General features: G+C 69.2%; 18 protein-coding genes. 8 read left to right on the top strand and 10 right to left on the bottom strand.

Features of this window, described 5'->3' with window-relative positions; genetic code table 11:
* The first annotated feature begins 19 nt into the window (after positions 1-19).
* On the top strand, positions 20-3,934 hold the full coding sequence (hrpA, locus tag ACXJJ3_RS00425) for an ATP-dependent RNA helicase HrpA (RefSeq protein ID WP_458167765.1): 3,915 nt from the start codon (positions 20-22) through the stop codon (positions 3,932-3,934).
* Here hrpA and ACXJJ3_RS00420 read toward each other — a convergent pair.
* Positions 3,920-4,861, bottom strand: coding sequence for a helix-turn-helix transcriptional regulator (locus ACXJJ3_RS00420; protein ID WP_458167763.1), 942 nt, complete (start codon positions 4,859-4,861; stop codon positions 3,920-3,922). The two genes, hrpA and ACXJJ3_RS00420, sit on opposite strands and share 15 nt — an antisense overlap.
* A 59-nt stretch (positions 4,862-4,920) precedes the next feature.
* On the opposite strand from ACXJJ3_RS00420, the gene ACXJJ3_RS00415 reads away from it, so the two are divergent.
* Positions 4,921-5,781: a DinB family protein gene (locus ACXJJ3_RS00415; protein WP_458167762.1), complete on the top strand. Its 861-nt coding sequence runs from the start codon at positions 4,921-4,923 to the stop codon at positions 5,779-5,781.
* Here the strand turns inward: ACXJJ3_RS00415 and ACXJJ3_RS00410 are convergent.
* Positions 5,747-6,553, bottom strand: coding sequence for a helix-turn-helix domain-containing protein (locus ACXJJ3_RS00410; protein WP_458167761.1), 807 nt, complete (start codon positions 6,551-6,553; stop codon positions 5,747-5,749). The two genes, ACXJJ3_RS00415 and ACXJJ3_RS00410, sit on opposite strands and share 35 nt — an antisense overlap.
* A gap of 70 nt (positions 6,554-6,623) precedes the next feature.
* Between ACXJJ3_RS00410 and ACXJJ3_RS00405 the strand changes: the two genes are divergently transcribed.
* Positions 6,624-7,358 (top strand): phytanoyl-CoA dioxygenase family protein, encoded by a 735-nt coding sequence (locus tag ACXJJ3_RS00405; protein WP_458167759.1) that lies wholly within the window; start codon positions 6,624-6,626, stop codon positions 7,356-7,358.
* A 47-nt stretch (positions 7,359-7,405) separates the two neighbouring features.
* Here ACXJJ3_RS00405 and ACXJJ3_RS00400 read toward each other — a convergent pair whose 3' ends face one another.
* Together ACXJJ3_RS00400 and ACXJJ3_RS00395 are read right to left on the bottom strand one after the other, a co-directional pair.
* Positions 7,406-7,822, bottom strand: a complete 417-nt coding sequence (locus ACXJJ3_RS00400) for a VOC family protein (protein WP_458167758.1) — start codon at positions 7,820-7,822, stop codon at positions 7,406-7,408.
* Positions 7,823-7,984: 162 nt separating this feature from the next.
* Positions 7,985-8,665, bottom strand: a complete 681-nt coding sequence (locus tag ACXJJ3_RS00395; RefSeq protein ID WP_458167757.1) for a CGNR zinc finger domain-containing protein — start codon at positions 8,663-8,665, stop codon at positions 7,985-7,987.
* 48 nt (positions 8,666-8,713) lie between these two features.
* On the opposite strand from ACXJJ3_RS00395, the gene ACXJJ3_RS00390 reads away from it, so the two are divergent.
* From ACXJJ3_RS00390 to ACXJJ3_RS00380, 3 genes are read left to right on the top strand one after another with little or no spacing between them, the layout of a single operon-like run.
* Entirely contained in the window at positions 8,714-9,916 is a 1,203-nt protein-coding gene (locus ACXJJ3_RS00390; protein WP_458167756.1) for an MFS transporter, read from the top strand.
* Positions 9,891-10,607 carry a fructosamine kinase family protein gene (locus ACXJJ3_RS00385; RefSeq protein ID WP_458167755.1) on the top strand — a complete coding sequence of 239 codons (717 nt, stop codon included), beginning with the start codon at positions 9,891-9,893 and terminating at the stop codon, positions 10,605-10,607. Before ACXJJ3_RS00390 ends, ACXJJ3_RS00385 begins: the two co-directional genes overlap by 26 nt.
* Before the next feature lie 42 nt (positions 10,608-10,649).
* Complete coding sequence (locus ACXJJ3_RS00380; protein WP_458167754.1) at positions 10,650-12,098, top strand: beta-N-acetylhexosaminidase; 1,449 nt, start codon at positions 10,650-10,652, stop codon at positions 12,096-12,098.
* Here ACXJJ3_RS00380 and ACXJJ3_RS00375 read toward each other — a convergent pair.
* A complete protein-coding gene (locus ACXJJ3_RS00375) occupies positions 12,095-12,370 on the bottom strand; it encodes a protealysin inhibitor emfourin (RefSeq protein ID WP_458167753.1) in 276 nt (91 codons plus the stop codon). The genes ACXJJ3_RS00380 and ACXJJ3_RS00375 overlap by 4 nt on opposite strands.
* Before the next feature lie 422 nt (positions 12,371-12,792).
* On the opposite strand from ACXJJ3_RS00375, the gene ACXJJ3_RS00370 reads away from it, so the two are divergent.
* Positions 12,793-13,002, top strand: coding sequence for a cold-shock protein (locus ACXJJ3_RS00370; RefSeq protein WP_130385526.1), 210 nt, complete (start codon positions 12,793-12,795; stop codon positions 13,000-13,002).
* Between the two features lie 74 nt (positions 13,003-13,076).
* Here the strand turns inward: ACXJJ3_RS00370 and ACXJJ3_RS00365 are convergent, their stop codons facing one another.
* Complete coding sequence (locus ACXJJ3_RS00365; RefSeq protein ID WP_458167751.1) at positions 13,077-13,937, bottom strand: LLM class flavin-dependent oxidoreductase; 861 nt, start codon at positions 13,935-13,937, stop codon at positions 13,077-13,079.
* Positions 13,938-13,978: 41 nt separating this feature from the next.
* Between ACXJJ3_RS00365 and ACXJJ3_RS00360 the strand changes: the two genes are divergently transcribed.
* Entirely contained in the window at positions 13,979-14,599 is a 621-nt protein-coding gene (locus tag ACXJJ3_RS00360) for a Uma2 family endonuclease (protein ID WP_458167750.1), read from the top strand.
* Between the two features lies 1 nt (position 14,600).
* On the opposite strand, the gene ACXJJ3_RS00355 is transcribed toward ACXJJ3_RS00360, so the two are convergent.
* The 4 genes from ACXJJ3_RS00355 to tpiA form a co-directional block, all read right to left on the bottom strand.
* Positions 14,601-15,578, bottom strand: a complete 978-nt coding sequence (locus ACXJJ3_RS00355; RefSeq protein ID WP_458167749.1) for an SMP-30/gluconolactonase/LRE family protein — start codon at positions 15,576-15,578, stop codon at positions 14,601-14,603.
* A gap of 229 nt (positions 15,579-15,807) precedes the next feature.
* On the bottom strand, positions 15,808-16,167 hold the full coding sequence (locus ACXJJ3_RS00350) for an RNA polymerase-binding protein RbpA (RefSeq protein WP_209695430.1): 360 nt from the start codon (positions 16,165-16,167) through the stop codon (positions 15,808-15,810).
* Positions 16,168-16,182: 15 nt separating this feature from the next.
* The gene (gene secG, locus ACXJJ3_RS00345; protein ID WP_393122316.1) at positions 16,183-16,416 is read right to left on the bottom strand and encodes a preprotein translocase subunit SecG; all 234 of its coding nucleotides are present in this window, start codon (positions 16,414-16,416) and stop codon (positions 16,183-16,185) included.
* A complete protein-coding gene (tpiA, locus tag ACXJJ3_RS00340; protein ID WP_458167748.1) occupies positions 16,413-17,219 on the bottom strand; it encodes a triose-phosphate isomerase in 807 nt (268 codons plus the stop codon). Before tpiA ends, secG begins: the two co-directional genes overlap by 4 nt.
* Between the last annotated feature and the right edge of the window lie 3 nt (positions 17,220-17,222).

Genomic DNA, 17,222 nt, shown 5'->3' with positions numbered 1-17,222 from the left:
CACCTCCAGCAGTGGTGATGTGCTCGGCTTGGGGGAGGTTGCTGCGCGGCTGGGTGGGTTGACGGCGTCTGACCGGGAGGCGCTCGGGCGGCGGCTTGAGCGGGTTCGGCGGGTTAAGGACGCGGGCAAGCGGGGCGCTGAGCTGCGGTCGTTGGTGGGGGCGGTCGAGCAGGCTGAGCGGCGGGTCGAGGTACGGCGTCAGGCCGTCCCGGAGATCTCGTATCCGGAAGAGCTGCCGGTCAGCCAGCTGAAGGACGAGATCGCCGACGCGATCCGCGACCACCAGGTCGTTGTGGTCGCGGGTGAGACCGGGTCCGGCAAGACGACGCAGATCCCGAAGATCTGTCTCGAACTCGGCCGCGGCATCCACGGCATGATCGGGCACACCCAGCCCCGACGGCTCGCGGCCCGCACGGTCGCGGAGCGGATCGCCGAGGAGCTCGGCACCGAGCTGGGCGAGACGATCGGGTTCGCCGTCCGGTTCACCGACAAGGTGAGCGAGCGCTCGCTGGTCAAGCTGATGACCGACGGCATCCTGCTGAACGAACTGCAGCGCGACCGCGACCTCACCCGGTACGACACGCTGATCATCGACGAGGCGCACGAGCGCAGCCTGAACATCGACTTCATCCTCGGGTACCTGAAACGCCTGCTCCCCCGGCGCCCGGACCTGAAGGTGATCATCACCTCCGCGACCATCGACCCGGAGCGGTTCGCCGCGCACTTCGCGGCCGCCGACGGTACGCCGGCCCCGATCGTCGAGGTCTCCGGCCGGACCTACCCGGTCGAGGTCCGGTACCGCCCGGTCAACGACCCGGAGGACCCGGGCACGATCGACCGCGACCAGACCCAGGCGATCCTGGACGCCGTCGACGAACTCGAGTACGAGGCGGACGGCGACGTCCTGGTGTTCCTGTCCGGCGAGCGGGAGATCCGCGACACCGCCGACGCCCTCAACGACAAGTACCGCAGCGAGCGCCGGACCACCGAGGTCCTGCCGCTCTACGCCAGGCTGTCGAACGCCGAGCAGCACCGGGTCTTCCAGCCGCACGCGAACCGCCGGATCGTGCTCGCCACGAACGTCGCCGAGACCTCGCTGACCGTCCCCGGCATCAAGTACGTGATCGACCCCGGCACCGCGCGCATTTCGCGCTACAGCCACCGCACCAAGGTCCAGCACCTGCCGATCGAGCCCGTCTCGCAGGCGAGCGCGAACCAGCGCAAGGGCCGCAGCGGCCGGACCAGCGACGGCATCTGCGTCCGGCTGTACTCCGAGGAGGACTTCGAGAACCGCCCGGAGTTCACCGACCCGGAGATCCTGCGGACGAACCTGGCGTCGGTGATCCTGCAGATGACCGCGATCGGGCTCGGCAACATCGCCGCGTTCCCGTTCATCGACGAGCCGGACAAGCGCAGCATCACCGACGGCCTGCAACTGCTCACCGAGCTCGGCGCGATCGAGAACCCGAAGGGCGGCCGGCTGACCCCGATCGGCCGGCAGCTCGCGCAGATCCCGCTCGACCCGCGGCTGGCCCGGATGATCGTCGAGGCCGACAAGCACGGCTGTGTCCGCGAGGTGATGGTGATCGCGGCCGCGCTGTCGATCCAGGATCCGCGCGAACGCCCGACCGACGCCGAGGCGCAGGCGACTCAGCAGCACGCCCGGTTCCGTGACCCGAACAGCGACTTCCTCGGGTACCTGAACCTCTGGGGCTACCTGAAGAAGCAGCAGAAGGAGCTGTCCGGCAACCAGTTCCGCCGGATGTGCCGCAACGAGTACCTGAACTACCTGCGGGTCCGCGAGTGGCAGGACATCTACGCGCAGCTCCGCCAGGTCGCGTCCCAGATCGGCGTCAAGCTGAACTCCGGCGAACCGGCCGACCCGCAGACCGTGCACGTCTCGCTGATGTCGGGCCTGCTCAGCCACCTCGGCATGAAGGATCCGGCGAACCAGCACCAGTACCTCGGCGCCCGCGGCACGAAGTTCGCGATCTTCCCCGGCTCCGGGCTGTTCAAGAAGCCGCCGCAGTTCGTGATGGCCGCCGAACTGGTCGAGACCTCGAAGCTCTGGGCCCGGGTGAACGCGAAGATCGAGCCCGAGTGGGCCGAGGACCTCGCCCCGCACCTGATCAAGCGCTCGTACTCCGAGCCGCACTGGGAGCGCAAGGCCGGCGCCGTGATGGCGTACGAGAAGGTCACGCTGTACGGCGTGCCGATCGTTGCCCGGCGCAAGGTGAACTACGGCAAGGTCGACCCGGAGGTGTCCCGCGAGCTGTTCATCCGGCACGCGCTGGTCGAGGGCGACTGGGACACGCACCACAAGTTCTTCCACGAGAACCGCAGGCTGATCGAAGAGGTCGAGGAGCTCGAGGAGCGGACCCGGCGGCGCGACCTGCTGGTCGACGACGAGACGCTGTTCGCGTTCTACGACGAGCGGATCGGCGCCGAGGTGGTCACCGGGCGGCACTTCGACACCTGGTGGAAGACGGCCCGGCAGCGCGACCACGACCTGCTCGACTTCGAGCGGTCGCTGGTGGTCCGCGAGGGCGCCGAGGTGAAGGAGGACGAGTTCCCGCTGCGCTGGACGCAGCACGGGATGACGTTCGACCTGACGTACGCGTTCGAGCCGGGCACCGACGCGGACGGCGTCACCGTGCACATCCCGCTGCTGGTGCTGAACCAGGTCACCGCGGACGGCTTCGAGTGGACCGTGCCGGGGTTCCGCGAGGAGCTTGTCACGACCCTCATCAAGTCGTTGCCGAAGAACATCCGGCGGAACATCGTGCCGGCCCCGGACCACGCGCGGCAGATCCTGCCCGAACTCGACCCGGCGTCCGGCCCGCTGACCGACGCGATGACCCGTGCACTGCGGGAGCTCCGCGGCGTGGTGATCGAGCCGGCCGACTGGGACTGGACCCGGGTTCCGGAGCATCTGCGGATGACGTTCCGGGTCGAGGACGACAAGGGCAAGACGGTGGCCGAGAGCAAGGATCTCGCCCGGCTGAAGGAGAAGCTGAAGCCCAAGACGACGGCCGCCATCTCGCAGGTCGCGTCGAAGGCGGTCAGCGGGCTGGAGAAGTCCGGGCTGACCGACTGGACGTTCGGGGATCTCCCCCGCAGCTTCTCCGAGCACCGCAACGGTCTGACCGTGGCCGGCTATCCCGCACTGCACGACGAGGGCAAAACCGTCGCGATCCGTCTCCAGGAGACCGAGCGCGACCAGGCCGCGGCGATGTGGGCCGGCACGCGACGGTTGTTGCTGCTGACCATGCCGTCGGTGATCGACGTCGTGCAGCGTCACCTCAGCAACCAGCAGAAGATGACGCTGATGGCGGGGCCGCACCGGAACGTCGGCGAGCTGCTGGACGACGCGATCGCCGCCGCCGTCGACCAGTTGATGGCGGCCGCGGGCGGGCCGGCGTGGAATCTCACCGCGTTCTCGATCCTGCGCGACGCCGTACGGTCGGAGCTCGCGGACACCGTGCTGACGATCCTGCAGCAGGTGGAGCAGGTGCTCGGGCACGCGCGGGCCGTCGACAAGCAGATCTCCCGCGCATCGTCGCCGGCGTTGCTCGCCGCGCTGTCCGACGTACGCGGGCAGCTCGAAGGGCTCGTGCATCCCGGCTTCATCACCGACACCGGCGCCAAGCGGCTGCCCGATCTGGTCCGGTACCTGCGCGGGATGGAGCAGCGCTTGGACAAGCTCGGCGCGAACGCGGCGCGGGACCGGTCCGGGATGGCGGTCGTCGACATGCTCACCGACGAGTACCGGAAGAAGCTCCGCGCGGTCCCGACCGGCAAGTACCCGAGCCCGGAACTCCTGGAGGTCCGCTGGATGCTCGAGGAACTGCGGGTCAGCCTGTTCGCGCAGACGCTCGGTACGCCGTACCCCGTGTCGGAGAAGCGGATCCGGAAGGCGCTAGCAGTTCAGTAGCCGGCGCGCGTGTTCGTGAACGGCGGCGCGGAGTTCAGGTGGATCGAGGATCTCGAACGGCCAGTAGATGCGGGTGACCTGGGCGACGAGCGGGCCGAGGTCGTTCGCCGCGAAACGGACCTCGCAGGTGCCGGCGTCCAGGGCTTCGACGACACCTTGGGTGGGTGGGATCAGCCGAGCGACGGTCTCCGCGGAGGCGTGGACGCGGAGCCGGGCGACGAGGTCCCACGGGGCGACTCCGGTGCCCTCGGCAACCAGTACGGCCGGGTCCGGCGGGTCGTCGAAGCGATACGTCGAGCCGGTCAGCTCGGGACGTGTGATCCGGTCGACGCGGAAGGTCCGCCACGCGTCCCGGTCGCGGTCGCGGGCGACGAGGTACCAGCGCTTGCCGGTGTGGACGATCTGCAGCGGCTCGACGCTGCGCTCGGACTCGCTGCCGTCGTGGGAGCGGTAACCGAACCGGATCCCCTCGGTACGGCGGCAACCGGCCGCGAGCGTGACGAGTACGCCGGCGTCGACGGGCGGCAGCTCGCCCTGTGGGAGCTGCGTGGTGTGGGCACCGATCGCGTCGACCTGTTCGCGCAGACGGACCGGCAGCACCTGGTGGAGCTTGGCGAGTGCGGAGATCGCCGCCTCCTCGACACCGGACACGGTCGTGGTGGTCGCGACCCGCAGGCCGACCGCGATCGCGACCGCTTCGGCGTCCTCGAGCAGCAGCGGTGGCAGCCGTCCGCCCGGGCCGAGGCGGTAGCCGCCGCCGATCCCGGCCGCCGCCTCGATCGGGTATCCGAGCGACCGCAGCCGCGTGACGTCCCGGCGTACGGTCCGTGGCGTGATCTCGAGCCGGGTCGCGAGCTCCGCGCCGTCCCACCGGGGGCGCGAGTGCAGCAGTGTGAGCAGCCGAAGCAGCCGGGTGGCGGTGTCCATTGCCGACATTCTGCAACCTGCGGACCGATCCTGTCCGCAGGTCGTCCTACGGTGAGGACATGACGACGCTCTCGCAGAACCTCCTGGACCTGTCGGACTTCGCCTGGCAACGGCTGCGGCAGCGGGTCGACGGGCTGACCGACGACGAGTACTTCTGGGAGCCGTTCGACGGCTGCTGGTCGGTCCGGAAGACCTCCGGCGGGTACGCCGCCGACGGATCGCGGATCCCGCCCGCGCCGGCGCCGTTCACGACCCTCGCCTGGCGGATCACGCACATCGTCGACATCCTGCAGGCCGAACGGACCGCGACCTGGTTCGGGCACGAGGCGACCGACGAGTCACCGGGCGTCCCCGGGTCCGCCGCGGACGCGCTGGCCGCCCTGGACCGCGCGTACGAGATCTGGCGCCGACGACTCGCCGCGCTCAGCCAGGACGACCTCGACCGGGCGATGGGCCCGATCGCCGGCCCGTACGCCGAGAACGACGGCACTTCGTTCGCGCTGCACATCCTCGACGAACTGATCCACCACGGCGCCGAGGTCGGCACCGTCCGCGACGTGTACCGCGGCCAGCACCCTGACAACCCGTTCCCGGCCGCGCTCGCCGGCGACCTCACCCCGATCGACCGCCCCGCACTCCTCGCGGAGGCAGCCGCGGCCCAACGCTGGGACGTCGTACGCCGACTCGCCGACCGCGGCTTCGGCGTCAACGAGCGGACCGCCGGCGGCATGACCGCCGCCCACCTCGCCGCCGGCACCGGCGAACTCGGCGCGCTCCGCTTCCTGATCGACCGCGGCGCGGACCTCAGCCTGAAGGACACCCAGTACGACGTCGACGTCCCCGGCTGGGCCGGCTTCTTCCAGCAGACCGAGGTCGCCGCCTACCTCACGGCACGAACGCGCGCTGGGAACGGTGCCTGAACGCGCTCGGCGTGAGGGCGTGGGCGGTCGTGAAGCAGCGGGTGAAGTAGGACTGGCTGCTGAAACCGCAGCGGGTCGCGATGCCGGAGATCGACGTGTTGGTTGCTGCTAGCAAGGATGCGGCGTGTTCCAGGCGGAGGTCGGTGACGAAGGCGGTCGGGGTCACGCCGTACGCCGCGCGCAGGGAGCGGGACAGGTGCGCGGCGCTGACGCGGGACAGCTCGAGCAGCCGCGGCACTCCCCCGCGCAGGTTCTCCTCGGCGCGCATCGCCGTGCACGCCTTCGCCAGCCAGTCCGGTACGCCGGGCACGGCCGCGTCGTGCGGGACGAGGAGGTCGAGCAGGTCCGTCCAGAACCGCAACAGGTCGTACGTCGTCGGGGCGTCCTGGAAGCGGGCCAGTGCGTGCTCGAAGACCGGGATCGCGGCCGGCTGGTGCGCGCTGATCGGGCCGCGGGACGTCCGGGTCAGGTCGAGGAAACCGTGCCAGAGCGAGCTCGGAAACGCGACGTTCACGAACTCCAGACCGTCCGGCGCCGCACCACGCACAGCATGCCGGTCGCTCGGCCGCACCAGCACCACGTCACCGGCCCGAAGCTCCGCGACGCCCGTCGTCAGCAGGTGCTCGCCGCCACCCGACACCACTCCCATGAACTCGTGGAAGTCCGCGTGCGTGTGCAGCTCGGTGTCCCGGGCGCGGGCCGGGATCCGGACCCGGGCCGCGTGGTACGGCCGGCCGAACGCGTGCGCCTCGAAGCGCAGTACCTGCTCCACATCAACACAGTACAAATTCTCGTCGTGCCGCTGCTAGTCCCCAGGGCCGCTCGACCCGCACGCTGGAGGCATGTTCGAAACCGACGGCTATGTCATCTTCCGCGACGTCATCGACCAAGACCTGATCAAGGAAGTGAACGATCATGTCGAATGGCTGCAGGCCCGGCACCCCGATGTACGGCCCGAGCAGCTCGGGCACACCTACCTGCGCGACGACCCGTTCTGGGTCCGGCTGGTGAGCGACGACCGGCTGGTCGACATCGCCGAGAAGTTCGTCGGCCCGGACATCGCACTGTTCGCATCGCACTACATCTCGAAGCCGCCGTACTCCGGCCAGCCGGTGCTCTGGCATCAGGACGCGGCGTTCTGGCCGCTCGACCCGATGAAGGTGGTGACGCTCTGGCTGGCCGTCGACCACTCGACGCCGGAGAACGGCTGCGTCCGGGTGATCCCGGGCAGCCACCGCTCCGACGTCCTGAGCATGCGCGACAACACCGACGTGGAAAGCGTGCTCGGCAAGGAGATCGCGGTCGAGGTCGACGAGGAGCGGGCCGTCGACATGGTGCTCGCACCGGGCGACGTCGAGGTACACCACCCGAACATCGTGCACGGCAGCAACGCGAACACCTCGCCGAACCGGCGCTGCGGGCTGACCATCCGGTACATCCCGACGTCGACGCGGATCACCGACCCGGAGACGCCGTACCCGAGCGCGTTCCACCTGCGCGGCGAGCCCGGGGTGAACAGCTACCAGCCGGTTCCGCAGTACGTCGAGGGCAGGCACTTCCCGTTCCAGGGCGCCTGACATGCGAAAGGCCCGCCCCGGAGAGGGCGGGCCTTTCGTTCAACGACTCACTCGAGGCAGATCCGGAACGGGTGTCCGGCCGGGTCCGCGTAGATCCGCCAGCCGCGGGCGTTCTCGGCGGGCGGTGGGTCCAGCGGGTCGAGCGGTTCGGCGCCGAGGGCGACGACCGTCGCGTGTCCGCTGGAGATGTCCTCGACGATCAGGTCGAGGTGAAGGTCCTGCGCTTCGGTGCCCGGCCAGGTCGCCGGCACGTACTCCTCCGAGCGCCGGAAGGCCAGCGTCGAGAACCCCAGCGAGGAACCGGGGCCGGTCAGGCTCCGCCAGTCCTCGTCACCGTTCTCGTCGATGTCCAGCCCCAGCAGCGCCGAGTAGAACTGGGCGAGCTCGAGTGGGTCCTGGCAATCCAGCACCACCGAGCCGAGCCGCCCGGCAGTACTGCCCGGCTGCTCTGCCACCTGCGTCATCTGTCCTCCACATCCTGTGCACGCGTCCTGTTCCGTGGTGGGACAGGACGATCCGAGGCCCACGTGTCAGAAGGCCCGGCCGCCTACGATGACAGGTCGCGGGGACACTTCGCACCTTTCGACACGCCTTCTCGCGTAGTGAGCCCGTAGCTGACCGTACAGCTACCGCTGATCTGCCAGTACGGCGGTAGCACGCCGCCGCTCGGCCAGCTTGCGGATCTTCACCCGCGTGCCGCAGTCCTCCATCGCGCACCAGCGCCGCGAACCGTTCCGGCTCCGGTCCAGGAACAGCCACCCGCACCCGCCCTCGTCGACCGGGCACGCCTTCAGCTGCCGCAGATCCACCGTCCGGACCAGCTCGACCGCGGCCACCACCAGCCGGTCCGGGATCAGCTGCGCCGGCGACGTACCGACGACCAGCTCGGCCACGCCGCGCTCGCGGGTCCGGTCCGGGATCAGCATCGACCGCGCGGCCGCCGCCGACCACCGCAACATCAACCGCTCGAAAGCAGAACCCGTGCTGCGCTTGACGCCGTCGCCCGCGACCACGGCCCCGTCGGCGCGCGCCGCGAGCACGTCGTACGTCGCCTCGCGAATCTCCAGCGTGGCCCGCAACGCCTTCGCGGCGAGCTCCGGCGCGGTCCGCCAGGTGCCCTCGACCGAGCTGAAATCGCGGGTGTCGATCAGCTCGACCCGACGACTCCAGCCGAGCAGTTCGGCCGCCGACATCAGGTAGTCGTGCTCCGGCCCGCCGCCGCGCAACCGCGGGCTGACGGTGTTCACCAGGTCCAGGGCAGGGTGCCCGCCCACGATGCGGAATTCCCCGTGAAACCGGTCGGCCATAGGTGAGACGCTACCAGTGACCCTACTCATGCCGGGATCAGGTGACCCATGCCCCTCTCGTCCCGCCGCGCCACCGCTGCCCTGGTGTTCCTCGGCGTTTCGACCTTCTCCTTCGTGACCGTCGAAGTACTCCCGATCGGTCTGCTGACCGTGATCGCCGACGACCTGCACCGCTCCCGCTCGCAGGTCGGCCTGCTCGTCACCGGGTACGCCGCTGTCGTCGTACTCGCGTCCATCCCGCTCGCCCGTCTGACTCACCATCTCCCCCGCCGGCTGGTGCTGTCCGGCACGCTCGCCGTCCTCGCCGTCGCCACCGCGCTGTCCGCGGCCGCACCGACGTACGAGCTGCTGTTCGCGGCGCGGCTGGTGATCGCTCTCGCGCAGGCGCTGTTCTGGTCGATCGCGCCGCCGATCGCGACCAGCCTGTTCCCGCCGGCGTTCCGCGGTCGCGTCGTGGCGCGGCTCGCGATCGGTACGGCGCTGGCGCCGATCCTCGGGATTCCGCTCGGCACCTGGCTCGGCGAACAGGCCGGCTGGCGGGTGCCGTTCGTGGTGATGACGGTGCTCGGCGCGGCGGCCTGCGTCGGCGTGGTCGTCCTGCTGCCGCGGACCGAGGTGGAGGACAACCCGTCGCGTCGGGGCAGCGCCCCTGACCGCACGCGGTACGTCGTACTGCTGGTCACGTCGGCGATCGGGGTGACCGGGTTCCTGACGTTCAACACGTACGTCACGCCGTTCCTGCTGGACATCACCGGGTTCTCGCCGGGAGCACTCGGGCCGATGCTGTTGGCGTCCGGCACCGGCGGGCTGGCCGGGACGCTGATCGTCGGGCGGGTGCTCGACAGGTATCCGTGGGGTGCTGTGGTGGTGCCGTTGGTGATGCTGACGGCCTGTCTGTTCCTGCTGTACGCCCTGGGCCAACTGCAAGTCGTTACGGTCGTCCTGGCCACGGTGCTCGGGCTGTCGTTCAGCGGCTTGGCTGTTGCTACCCAGAGCCGGACGCTGCACGTAGCTCCCGGCAGCACGGACATCGCGTCAGCCGGAACCAGCTCGGCATTCAACATCGGCATCGCCGCGGGAGCGTTCGTCGGCGGCGCACTGATCGACCACACGTCCGTACGAGCTGTGGCGCTCGTTGGCGGCGTACTGACCGCGGCTGCGGCTCTTGTGATGTTGAGCGAGCCCCTGCTGACTCGGCGGCGTACGGGCGTGCAAGAGTCGCCGCATGACCTTTGTAAAGAGCCGGCCTGACGCACCAGCCGGCTTCTTCGAGGTCGAGGCCGCAGGGCTGCGGTGGCTCGCAGTACCGGGCGGTGTGCCGGTCGTTGAGCCGCTTGAGGTCTCTGCCACGCATCTGACCACCAACAGGCTGACTAGCGAGCCGCCGACGGCAGCTGCTGCGGAAGAGTTCGGCCGGCGACTGGCTGTCACGCACGACGCGGGCGCACGCTACTTCGGGGTACCACCGGACGGGTGGGAAGCAGACGGCTACATCGGCACCGTGTCACTCCCACGGGCCGTGGAGCCGCCCGCGTCGTGGGGTGCGTTCTACGCGAACCTGCGCCTGCGCCCGTACGCCCAGCACCTGAAGGAGCTGGAGCGCGTCTGTGAGCGGTTAGAAGCTGGCGTGTACGGCGACGCCGAGCCCGCGCGGATCCACGGCGACCTGTGGTCCGGCAACGTGCTCTGGACGCCGGACGGCGTACACCTCATCGACCCGGCCGCCCACGGCGGGCACCGGGAGACGGACCTGGCCATGCTCGCACTGTTCGGCCTGCCGCACCTGGAACGCGTACTGCGCGCGTACGACGAGGTACACCCGCTGGCTGACGGCTGGCGCGACCGCGTCGGGCTGCACCAACTGCATCCGCTCTTGGTGCACGCGGAGCTGTTCGGCGGCGGGTATGTCGCGCGGGCGATCGAGGTCGCCCGGCGATATTGAAGCCTCTTGACGTAACCATCCGGGCCGCGAACACTTTCGATCATGATTCCGCAGCCCACGGCGCAGCAGGCGCTTCCCGACCAGATCTTCACGCTGCCGCCCGACGCCACCGTCGGCGTCGACGATCCCGCCGCCCGGACGATCGCCGAGCAGTTCGCGACGCGGCTCCGGCGCTCGACCGGGTACGCGCTCCCGGTGCAGGACGGCGCCGGCACGATCATGCTGTCCACCAGCGGCCCGCAGGAGGGTGAGGCGTACGAGCTGCGCGCCGACGCGTCCGGCGTGACGATCACGGCCGGCACCGCCGAGGGCGTCTTCCGCGGCGTCACCACCCTCCGCCAGCTCCTGCCCGCGCAGGCCGAGGCCGACACGCAGCAGGACGTCCCATGGGCGATCGCCGGTACGACGATCTCGGACGCCCCGCGGTACGGGTACCGCGGCATGATGCTCGACGTCACGCGCCACTTCTTCACAGTCGACCAGGTGAAGCGCGTCATCGACCTGCTCGCGCTCTACAAGATCAACCGGCTGCACCTGCACCTGTCCGACGACCAGGGCTGGCGTATCCAGGTCGACTCCTGGCCGCGTCTCACGGAGTACGGCGGCAGCCTGCAGGTCGGAGGCGGTACGGGCGGCTCCTACACGAAGGACGAGTACGCCGAGCTCGTCCGGTACGCCGGGGAGCACTACGTCACCGTCGTACCGGAGATCGACACGCCGGGGCACACCAACGCGGCGCTGGCGTCGTACCCGGAGCTGAACGCGGACGGGGTCGCGCCGAAGCTCTACACGGAGACCGAGGTCGGCTTCAGCACGCTGACCGTCGATCTGGACCGTACGTACGAGTTCCTGGACGACGTGTTCCGTGAGGTCGCCGAGCAGACGCCGGCCGACGTGGTCCACCTGGGCGGCGACGAGGCGCATTCGACACCGCACACGGACTACCTGACGTTCGTGCCGAAGGCGGCCGAGCTGGTCGTGAAGCAGGGCAAGCGGGTGATGGGCTGGCACGAGATCGCCGACGCCCCACTGCCCGCCGGGACGGTCGTGCAGTACTGGGGTACCGAGGACGAGAAGGCGCAGGCGCTCGCGGTCAAGGCCGTCGAGCAGGGCGCGACGCTGGTCCTCTCCCCCGCGAACCGGTCGTACCTGGACATGAAGTACCACGCGGAGACGCCGCTCGGGCTCGACTGGGCGGGACTCGTCAGCATCGAGCAGTCGTACGACTGGAATCCGGCCACGCTCATCCCGAACGTGCCGGCGAGCGCGATCGACGGCGTCGAGGCGCCGCTGTGGACGGAGACGCTCGACGACCTGGCGAAGGTCGAGTTCATGGTGTTCCCGCGGCTGCCCGGAATCGCGGAGCTCGGGTGGTCGGCGGAGGACTGGCTCGACTGGACGGCGTACAAGACCCGGTTGGCCGAGCAGGCGCCGCGCTGGGAGGTGCTCGGCGTCAACTTCTACCGGGCACCGGAGATCGACTGGCGCTAGCGGTCGAGGACCCGGTCGAGCAGCCAGGCTGTCGTCGGGTCCACGTCCTGCTCGGCGACGGTGTGCTGCGTGGCGGTCGCGTCCTGGCCGTCACGCACCTCCAACCGGTACACGTACCGGTCCGGCTGCGGGCGCCCGGAGCCGAGATCCTTGGCTGCCAGGGCGCGCGCCGCGGACTCGAGGCGGTCGGCGTCCGGCTGGCCCGCGGTGTCCAGCTCGCCGTGCTTGGTGAGCCCGGCGAATCCACCACTCCGTGTCACTGTCACTATCATTTCCGTCTCCTTGGTGTTGCACTTCCTGCAACTGTCCACAGCCGCGCGACACGCCGGGAAAATCGATCAGAATCATGCGCCCATCACCGGGCGTACCGGTCAATTGTCCGACGTTGCCAATGTGCCGCACCCGTGCCGCCCGCGAAACAGCAGGTCGGCGCCGGATTTCTGGTTCCGGGCAGGCCCCTGGATGCCCCAGGAGGGCCGAGCACGGAGGGTAGCGATTGGCGACAATCAGCGACACGTGTTTGTGGTCACCCCTACCATCGCGCCGCAGAACGGCTACAGTTATGGCGTTGCAGTTTTGGACTCCCTGACTTTGCTGTGCTGCATGGCCGGTCTGTCGTCTGGGGCCTTTCGGCGACGCGTGGTCCATGAGGTGTGGGCCACGGATTGTTAATAGCCATCGAGGAGATAGACAAATGGCTGTCGGTACTGTCAAGTGGTTCAACGCTGACAAGGGCTTCGGCTTCATCACCCCGGATGACGGTGGCGCGGACGTGTTCGCGCACTACTCGGCCATCCAGATGTCGGGCTTCCGCTCGCTGGACGAGAACCAGCGGGTCGAGTTCGAGATCACCCAGGGCCAGAAGGGTCTGCAGGCGGAGAACATCCGCGCGATCGGTTCCTGATCGCCCTTCCAGCACACAACGAAGGGGCCGCACACCGACCGGCGTGCGGCCCCTTCGTCATGTTCAGCACAGCGTCATGCTCGGCGCAGTCTCGGGATGACGTCCGTCGCAACCTGCTCCAATACGTCCTCGGAGCCGCCGTACACGCCCTCGGCGCGCGGCCAGTGGGTGATGACGTCGGTGAAGCCGAGGGCGGCGGCGCGGCCTACGGCGTCCTCGAAGACGGTCGGGCTGGAGAGGGCGTAGACGGCGGTGTCGAGGGACAGGTAGCGGTCGAACGGGCGGTCGCCGACGAGGTCGTCGAGGCGGTGACTGAGGTCGGCGACCGACTGGAACCAGCTGTCCAGGTCGTCGCCCGCTCCCCCGGTCGTCATCCAGCCGTCGCCGTGCTCCGCGGCGAACCGGAGCGAGCGCGGGCCGTTGCCGGCCAGGATGAACGGCACCCTTGGTTGCTGGACGCAACCGGGCAGCGTACGGCCGTTGCGGGTCTCGTAATACTCGCCCTTGAAGTCCACGCCGTCCGTCGTCAGCAGGATGTCCAGCAGCTTCACGAACTCCTGGTAGCGGTCCTGGCGTTGCCGCGGAGTCAGGTCCGGGCCGCCCTGGATCGTCGCGTCCAGGCTGCCGCCGGCGCCGATCCCGCACAGGAACCGGCCGTCGGACACGTCGTCGACCGCGAGGATCTCCCGGGTCAGCGCCAGCGGATGCCGGAAGTTCGGCGACGTCACGAACGTGCCGAGCTTGATCGTCGACGTCACGGTCGCGGCCGCCGTCAACGTCGGCGTCGTCCCGTACCAGGGCGAGTCCTGCAGCCCGGCCCAGGTCAGGTGATCGTACGTCCACGCATGGTCGAACCCGTACTCCTCGGCCCGCCGCCATCGCGGCGCGGCCTCCCGCCACCGATACTCCGGAAGAATCGCAATCCCGAAACGCATGCCCGCACCTTACGCGAAACGCTTGCACAGCGTGACCTAAGGTGATCCAGGACAAGGAGGTGGGCATGGCAGCCCCGGCACGGCAGCGTTCCTTCGACCCGTTGGTCGACCTCGATGGCCTGTGGACGATCGAGCTCGCACGGCGCTACCTGCCGATCGACGGAATGGCACCGGCCCGCTACGAGGCAACCGATGGAAAGTTGGCGATCAGCCGGCGCGAGGGAAGCGAACTCGGCTGGGCAGCTCCTGCGCTCTTGCGGCATCTGGCTCCGAAAGCCTCGGCGGCCGGGCACGCGTTGTACTTGAGCCTCAACGTCCGGACCGAGCCTACTGGCTGGATCGAGCCTGACCTCGTTCTACTGCATCAGCCGGTGCGGCAGCAGATCTGGATCGAGGCGGAGCAGGTGCTGTGCCCGATCGAGATCATCTCGCCCTCGTCCTTCCATCGGGATCGCATCGACAAGCCTGCCGTCTGCGCCGCGTTGGGTATCCCGTTCTACATGCACGTCGAGATCCGGCCCAACGACGTACTGATCGAACTGCTCCGCCTGGCTGGCGGGGAGTATGTCCTGCAGGCACAGGCGCGTTCCGGGCAACTGTTCACAGCGGACGAGCCGTTCGCCTTCTCGTTCGACCCTGCGGAACTGCTCGAACCTCGCTAACTCAGCTGGGCGTCGGGAACGTGGCGAGGGAGCTGGTTCCGATGCTGCCCAGCCAGACCTTGCCGTCGCGCTCCCGGACGCCCGTCGGCATGTGGAACGCCGGGTGCTTCGCGCGCAGGTCGTGCACCAGCGTCCCGGTCTCGTCGTACGCCTGGATCTCGATGATGTCCGCGGCCTTCGGCTTCAGCGCGTCCGGCAATGCCCACACCAACTTGCGGAACACCGGATGCTTCGGCAGCAGCAGATCGAGTACGGCGTTCCGCGGCGAGCCGACGGCGACCCAGATCAGACCGTCCGAGCCGCGCGCGATGTTGTCCGGCAGCCCCGGGATCGTCGCCACCTGGACCGGCTCGGCACCCGCCGCGGTGAGGTCGAGCTTGTAGAGCCCGTACGTCGCGGTCTCCGCCCAGAACAGCGACCGCCGATCGGCGCTCAACGCCACACCGTTCGGGAAGCCGCGCCCGGTCGCCAGCCGGGTCACCTCGCCGTCGGGCGTCCGCCGGTACACGCTGCCGGTCGTGGAATGCTCGAGCAGGTCGGCCATCCACTCGTCGATGCCGAACCGGGTCGACGAGTCGGTGAAGTAGATCGTGCCGTCCTCGGTGACGTCGGCGTTGTTGCAGAACCGCATCGGGCGGCCGTCGATCTCGGACAGCAACGTCGCGATCCGGTTGTTCTCGTCCAGCGTGAGCAGGCCACGGTTCGCGTCGCAGATCAGCACGTTGCCGTCCGGCAGCCACTCCAGCCCGAGCGGCCGGCCGCCGGTGTCGGCGAGGGTCGTGATCGTCCGGCCGTCCGCGGAGACGCGCAGGATGCGGCCGTCGTACAGGCCGGTGAGGACGCTGCCGTCGGCGTCGATCAGCGTGTCCTCGGGACCGGCGCCGGGCAGCTCGACGACCTCGACGTCGACGTTCTTCGGGTGCCGCACCGGCGGTGCGGGCGGCGGCGTCCAGCGGACCGGCGAGATCGAGGACTTCATGCCGCCGACCTTAGCGCCTCGCGCCCCTTTCAGAGGTTCACCCCTCAAACGGCCCCTTCACCCACCGCCTGCAGCAGGCAAAGGACCCGTTCCAGAGGTTCACCCCTCAAACGACCCCTTCACCCACCGCCTGCAGCAGGCAAAGGCCGTTTCAGAGGTTCACCACTGAAACGGGGAGCGGGAAGGGTGAAGGTCCGGACCCGCGGTGGGCCGGACCTTCACGGTACTGCTAGTAGATGACCTCGCCGCGCGCGCGGCGGGCACGGAGTTTCTCGAGCGCCTCACCGAGGATCTCCTGGGCCTCCTGCTCGGAGCGGCGCTCCTTCACATAGGCCAGATGAGTCTTGTAGGGCTCGATCTTCGGCGGCGGAGGCGGGTTGTTCACATCGGTGCTGGTCGGCAGACCGCACCGTGGACAGTCCCACTCCTCCGGGATGGCCGCCTCGACCGCGAACCAGGTCGCGGTCTCGTGCCCGTTCGCACAGAAGAACACGATGCGCTGCCGGGGCGCGGTGTCGCCGCGCTCCGCCTCGCCCATCGGCCCGGCACCGACCCGGCTGCCACGAATCGCACTGCCACCACCAGCCACGGGAACCTACTCCCCTCAGCCGAGCTTGTAGAGCAGGCCGAGCGCGACGATGGCGGCGAACCAGACCAGACCGACACCGATGGTGATCCGGTCCAGGTTCCGCTCGGCGACCGACGAGCCGCCGAGGCTGGACGACACACCGCCACCGAACAGGTCCGAGAGGCCGCCACCGCGGCCTTTGTGCAGCAGCACCAGCAGCGTCAGGAACAGGCTGCAGACGATCACGACGATCGAGAAAGCGAGAATCACGAGGAGTAGCCTAACTGAAGGTCCAGGTAACGGCAGATGCCGGCGAACTCGTCGGCCTGCAGGCTCGCGCCTCCGACCAGGCAACCGTCGACATCCGGTTGGGCCATGATGCCACCTGCACTGGCCATCTTCACCGATCCGCCGTAAAGAATCCGTACCGAGTCGGCGACCGACGGTGAAACCGTCTCCTCGATCCGGCCCCGGATCGCGGAGATCACCTCCTGCGCATCCTCCGGCGTCGCGACCTCACCGGTACCGATCGCCCAGACCGGCTCGTACGCGATCACGAGCTTGCGGACGTCGTCCTGCTTCAGCCCGGCCAGCGCGCCGTCCACCTGGGCCAGCGTGTACGGAACCTGCTCGCCGGCCTTGCGGATCTCCAGGCCCTCGCCGACGCAGACGATCGGGACCAGCCCGGCCTCCAGCGCCTTCGTGGTCTTGGCGTTCACCGTCGCGTCGTCCTCGGCGTGGAACTGCCGGCGCTCGGAGTGCCCGGTCAGCACGTACGTGCAGCCGAGCTTGGTGAGCATCGACGCCGAGATCTCGCCGGTGTACGCCCCGGAGTCCTTGGTGGACACGTCCTGGGCGCCGTACTTGATCTTCATCCGGTCGCCGTCGACCAGCGTCTGCACGCTGCGGATGTCGGTGAACGGCGGCAGCACCGCCACCTCGACCCGCTCGAAGTCGTGCTTCTTGTCCTGCAGCGTCCACGACAGCTTCTGCAGCAGGTGCACGGCCTCAACGTGGTTGAGGTTCATCTTCCAGTTGCCCGCCATGAGTGGCGTACGGGCAGCGTCTGCCATTTC

The organism is Kribbella sp. WER1 (assembly GCF_054189145.1).
The sequence above is the reverse complement of the archived record's forward strand: the minus strand, read 5'-3'. Positions and strand labels throughout refer to the sequence as shown.

What these genes read in the sequence shown, in the direction of transcription:
- ACXJJ3_RS00405 (WP_458167759.1), top strand. Translation starts at nt 6,624, where the DNA reads ATGTTCGAAACCGACGGCTATGTCATCTTCCGCGACGTCATCGACCAA.
- ACXJJ3_RS00390 (WP_458167756.1), top strand. Translation starts at nt 8,714, where the DNA reads ATGCCCCTCTCGTCCCGCCGCGCCACCGCTGCCCTGGTGTTCCTCGGC.
- ACXJJ3_RS00400 (WP_458167758.1), bottom strand. Translation starts at nt 7,822, where the DNA reads ATGACGCAGGTGGCAGAGCAGCCGGGCAGTACTGCCGGGCGGCTCGGC.
- ACXJJ3_RS00420 (WP_458167763.1), bottom strand. Translation starts at nt 4,861, where the DNA reads ATGGACACCGCCACCCGGCTGCTTCGGCTGCTCACACTGCTGCACTCG.
- ACXJJ3_RS00370 (WP_130385526.1), top strand. Translation starts at nt 12,793, where the DNA reads ATGGCTGTCGGTACTGTCAAGTGGTTCAACGCTGACAAGGGCTTCGGC.
- ACXJJ3_RS00375 (WP_458167753.1), bottom strand. Translation starts at nt 12,370, where the DNA reads ATGATAGTGACAGTGACACGGAGTGGTGGATTCGCCGGGCTCACCAAG.
- ACXJJ3_RS00380 (WP_458167754.1), top strand. Translation starts at nt 10,650, where the DNA reads ATGATTCCGCAGCCCACGGCGCAGCAGGCGCTTCCCGACCAGATCTTC.
- ACXJJ3_RS00415 (WP_458167762.1), top strand. Translation starts at nt 4,921, where the DNA reads ATGACGACGCTCTCGCAGAACCTCCTGGACCTGTCGGACTTCGCCTGG.
- tpiA (WP_458167748.1), bottom strand. Translation starts at nt 17,219, where the DNA reads ATGGCAGACGCTGCCCGTACGCCACTCATGGCGGGCAACTGGAAGATG.
- ACXJJ3_RS00385 (WP_458167755.1), top strand. Translation starts at nt 9,891, where the DNA reads ATGACCTTTGTAAAGAGCCGGCCTGACGCACCAGCCGGCTTCTTCGAG.
- ACXJJ3_RS00365 (WP_458167751.1), bottom strand. Translation starts at nt 13,937, where the DNA reads ATGCGTTTCGGGATTGCGATTCTTCCGGAGTATCGGTGGCGGGAGGCC.
- ACXJJ3_RS00395 (WP_458167757.1), bottom strand. Translation starts at nt 8,665, where the DNA reads ATGGCCGACCGGTTTCACGGGGAATTCCGCATCGTGGGCGGGCACCCT.
- ACXJJ3_RS00355 (WP_458167749.1), bottom strand. Translation starts at nt 15,578, where the DNA reads ATGAAGTCCTCGATCTCGCCGGTCCGCTGGACGCCGCCGCCCGCACCG.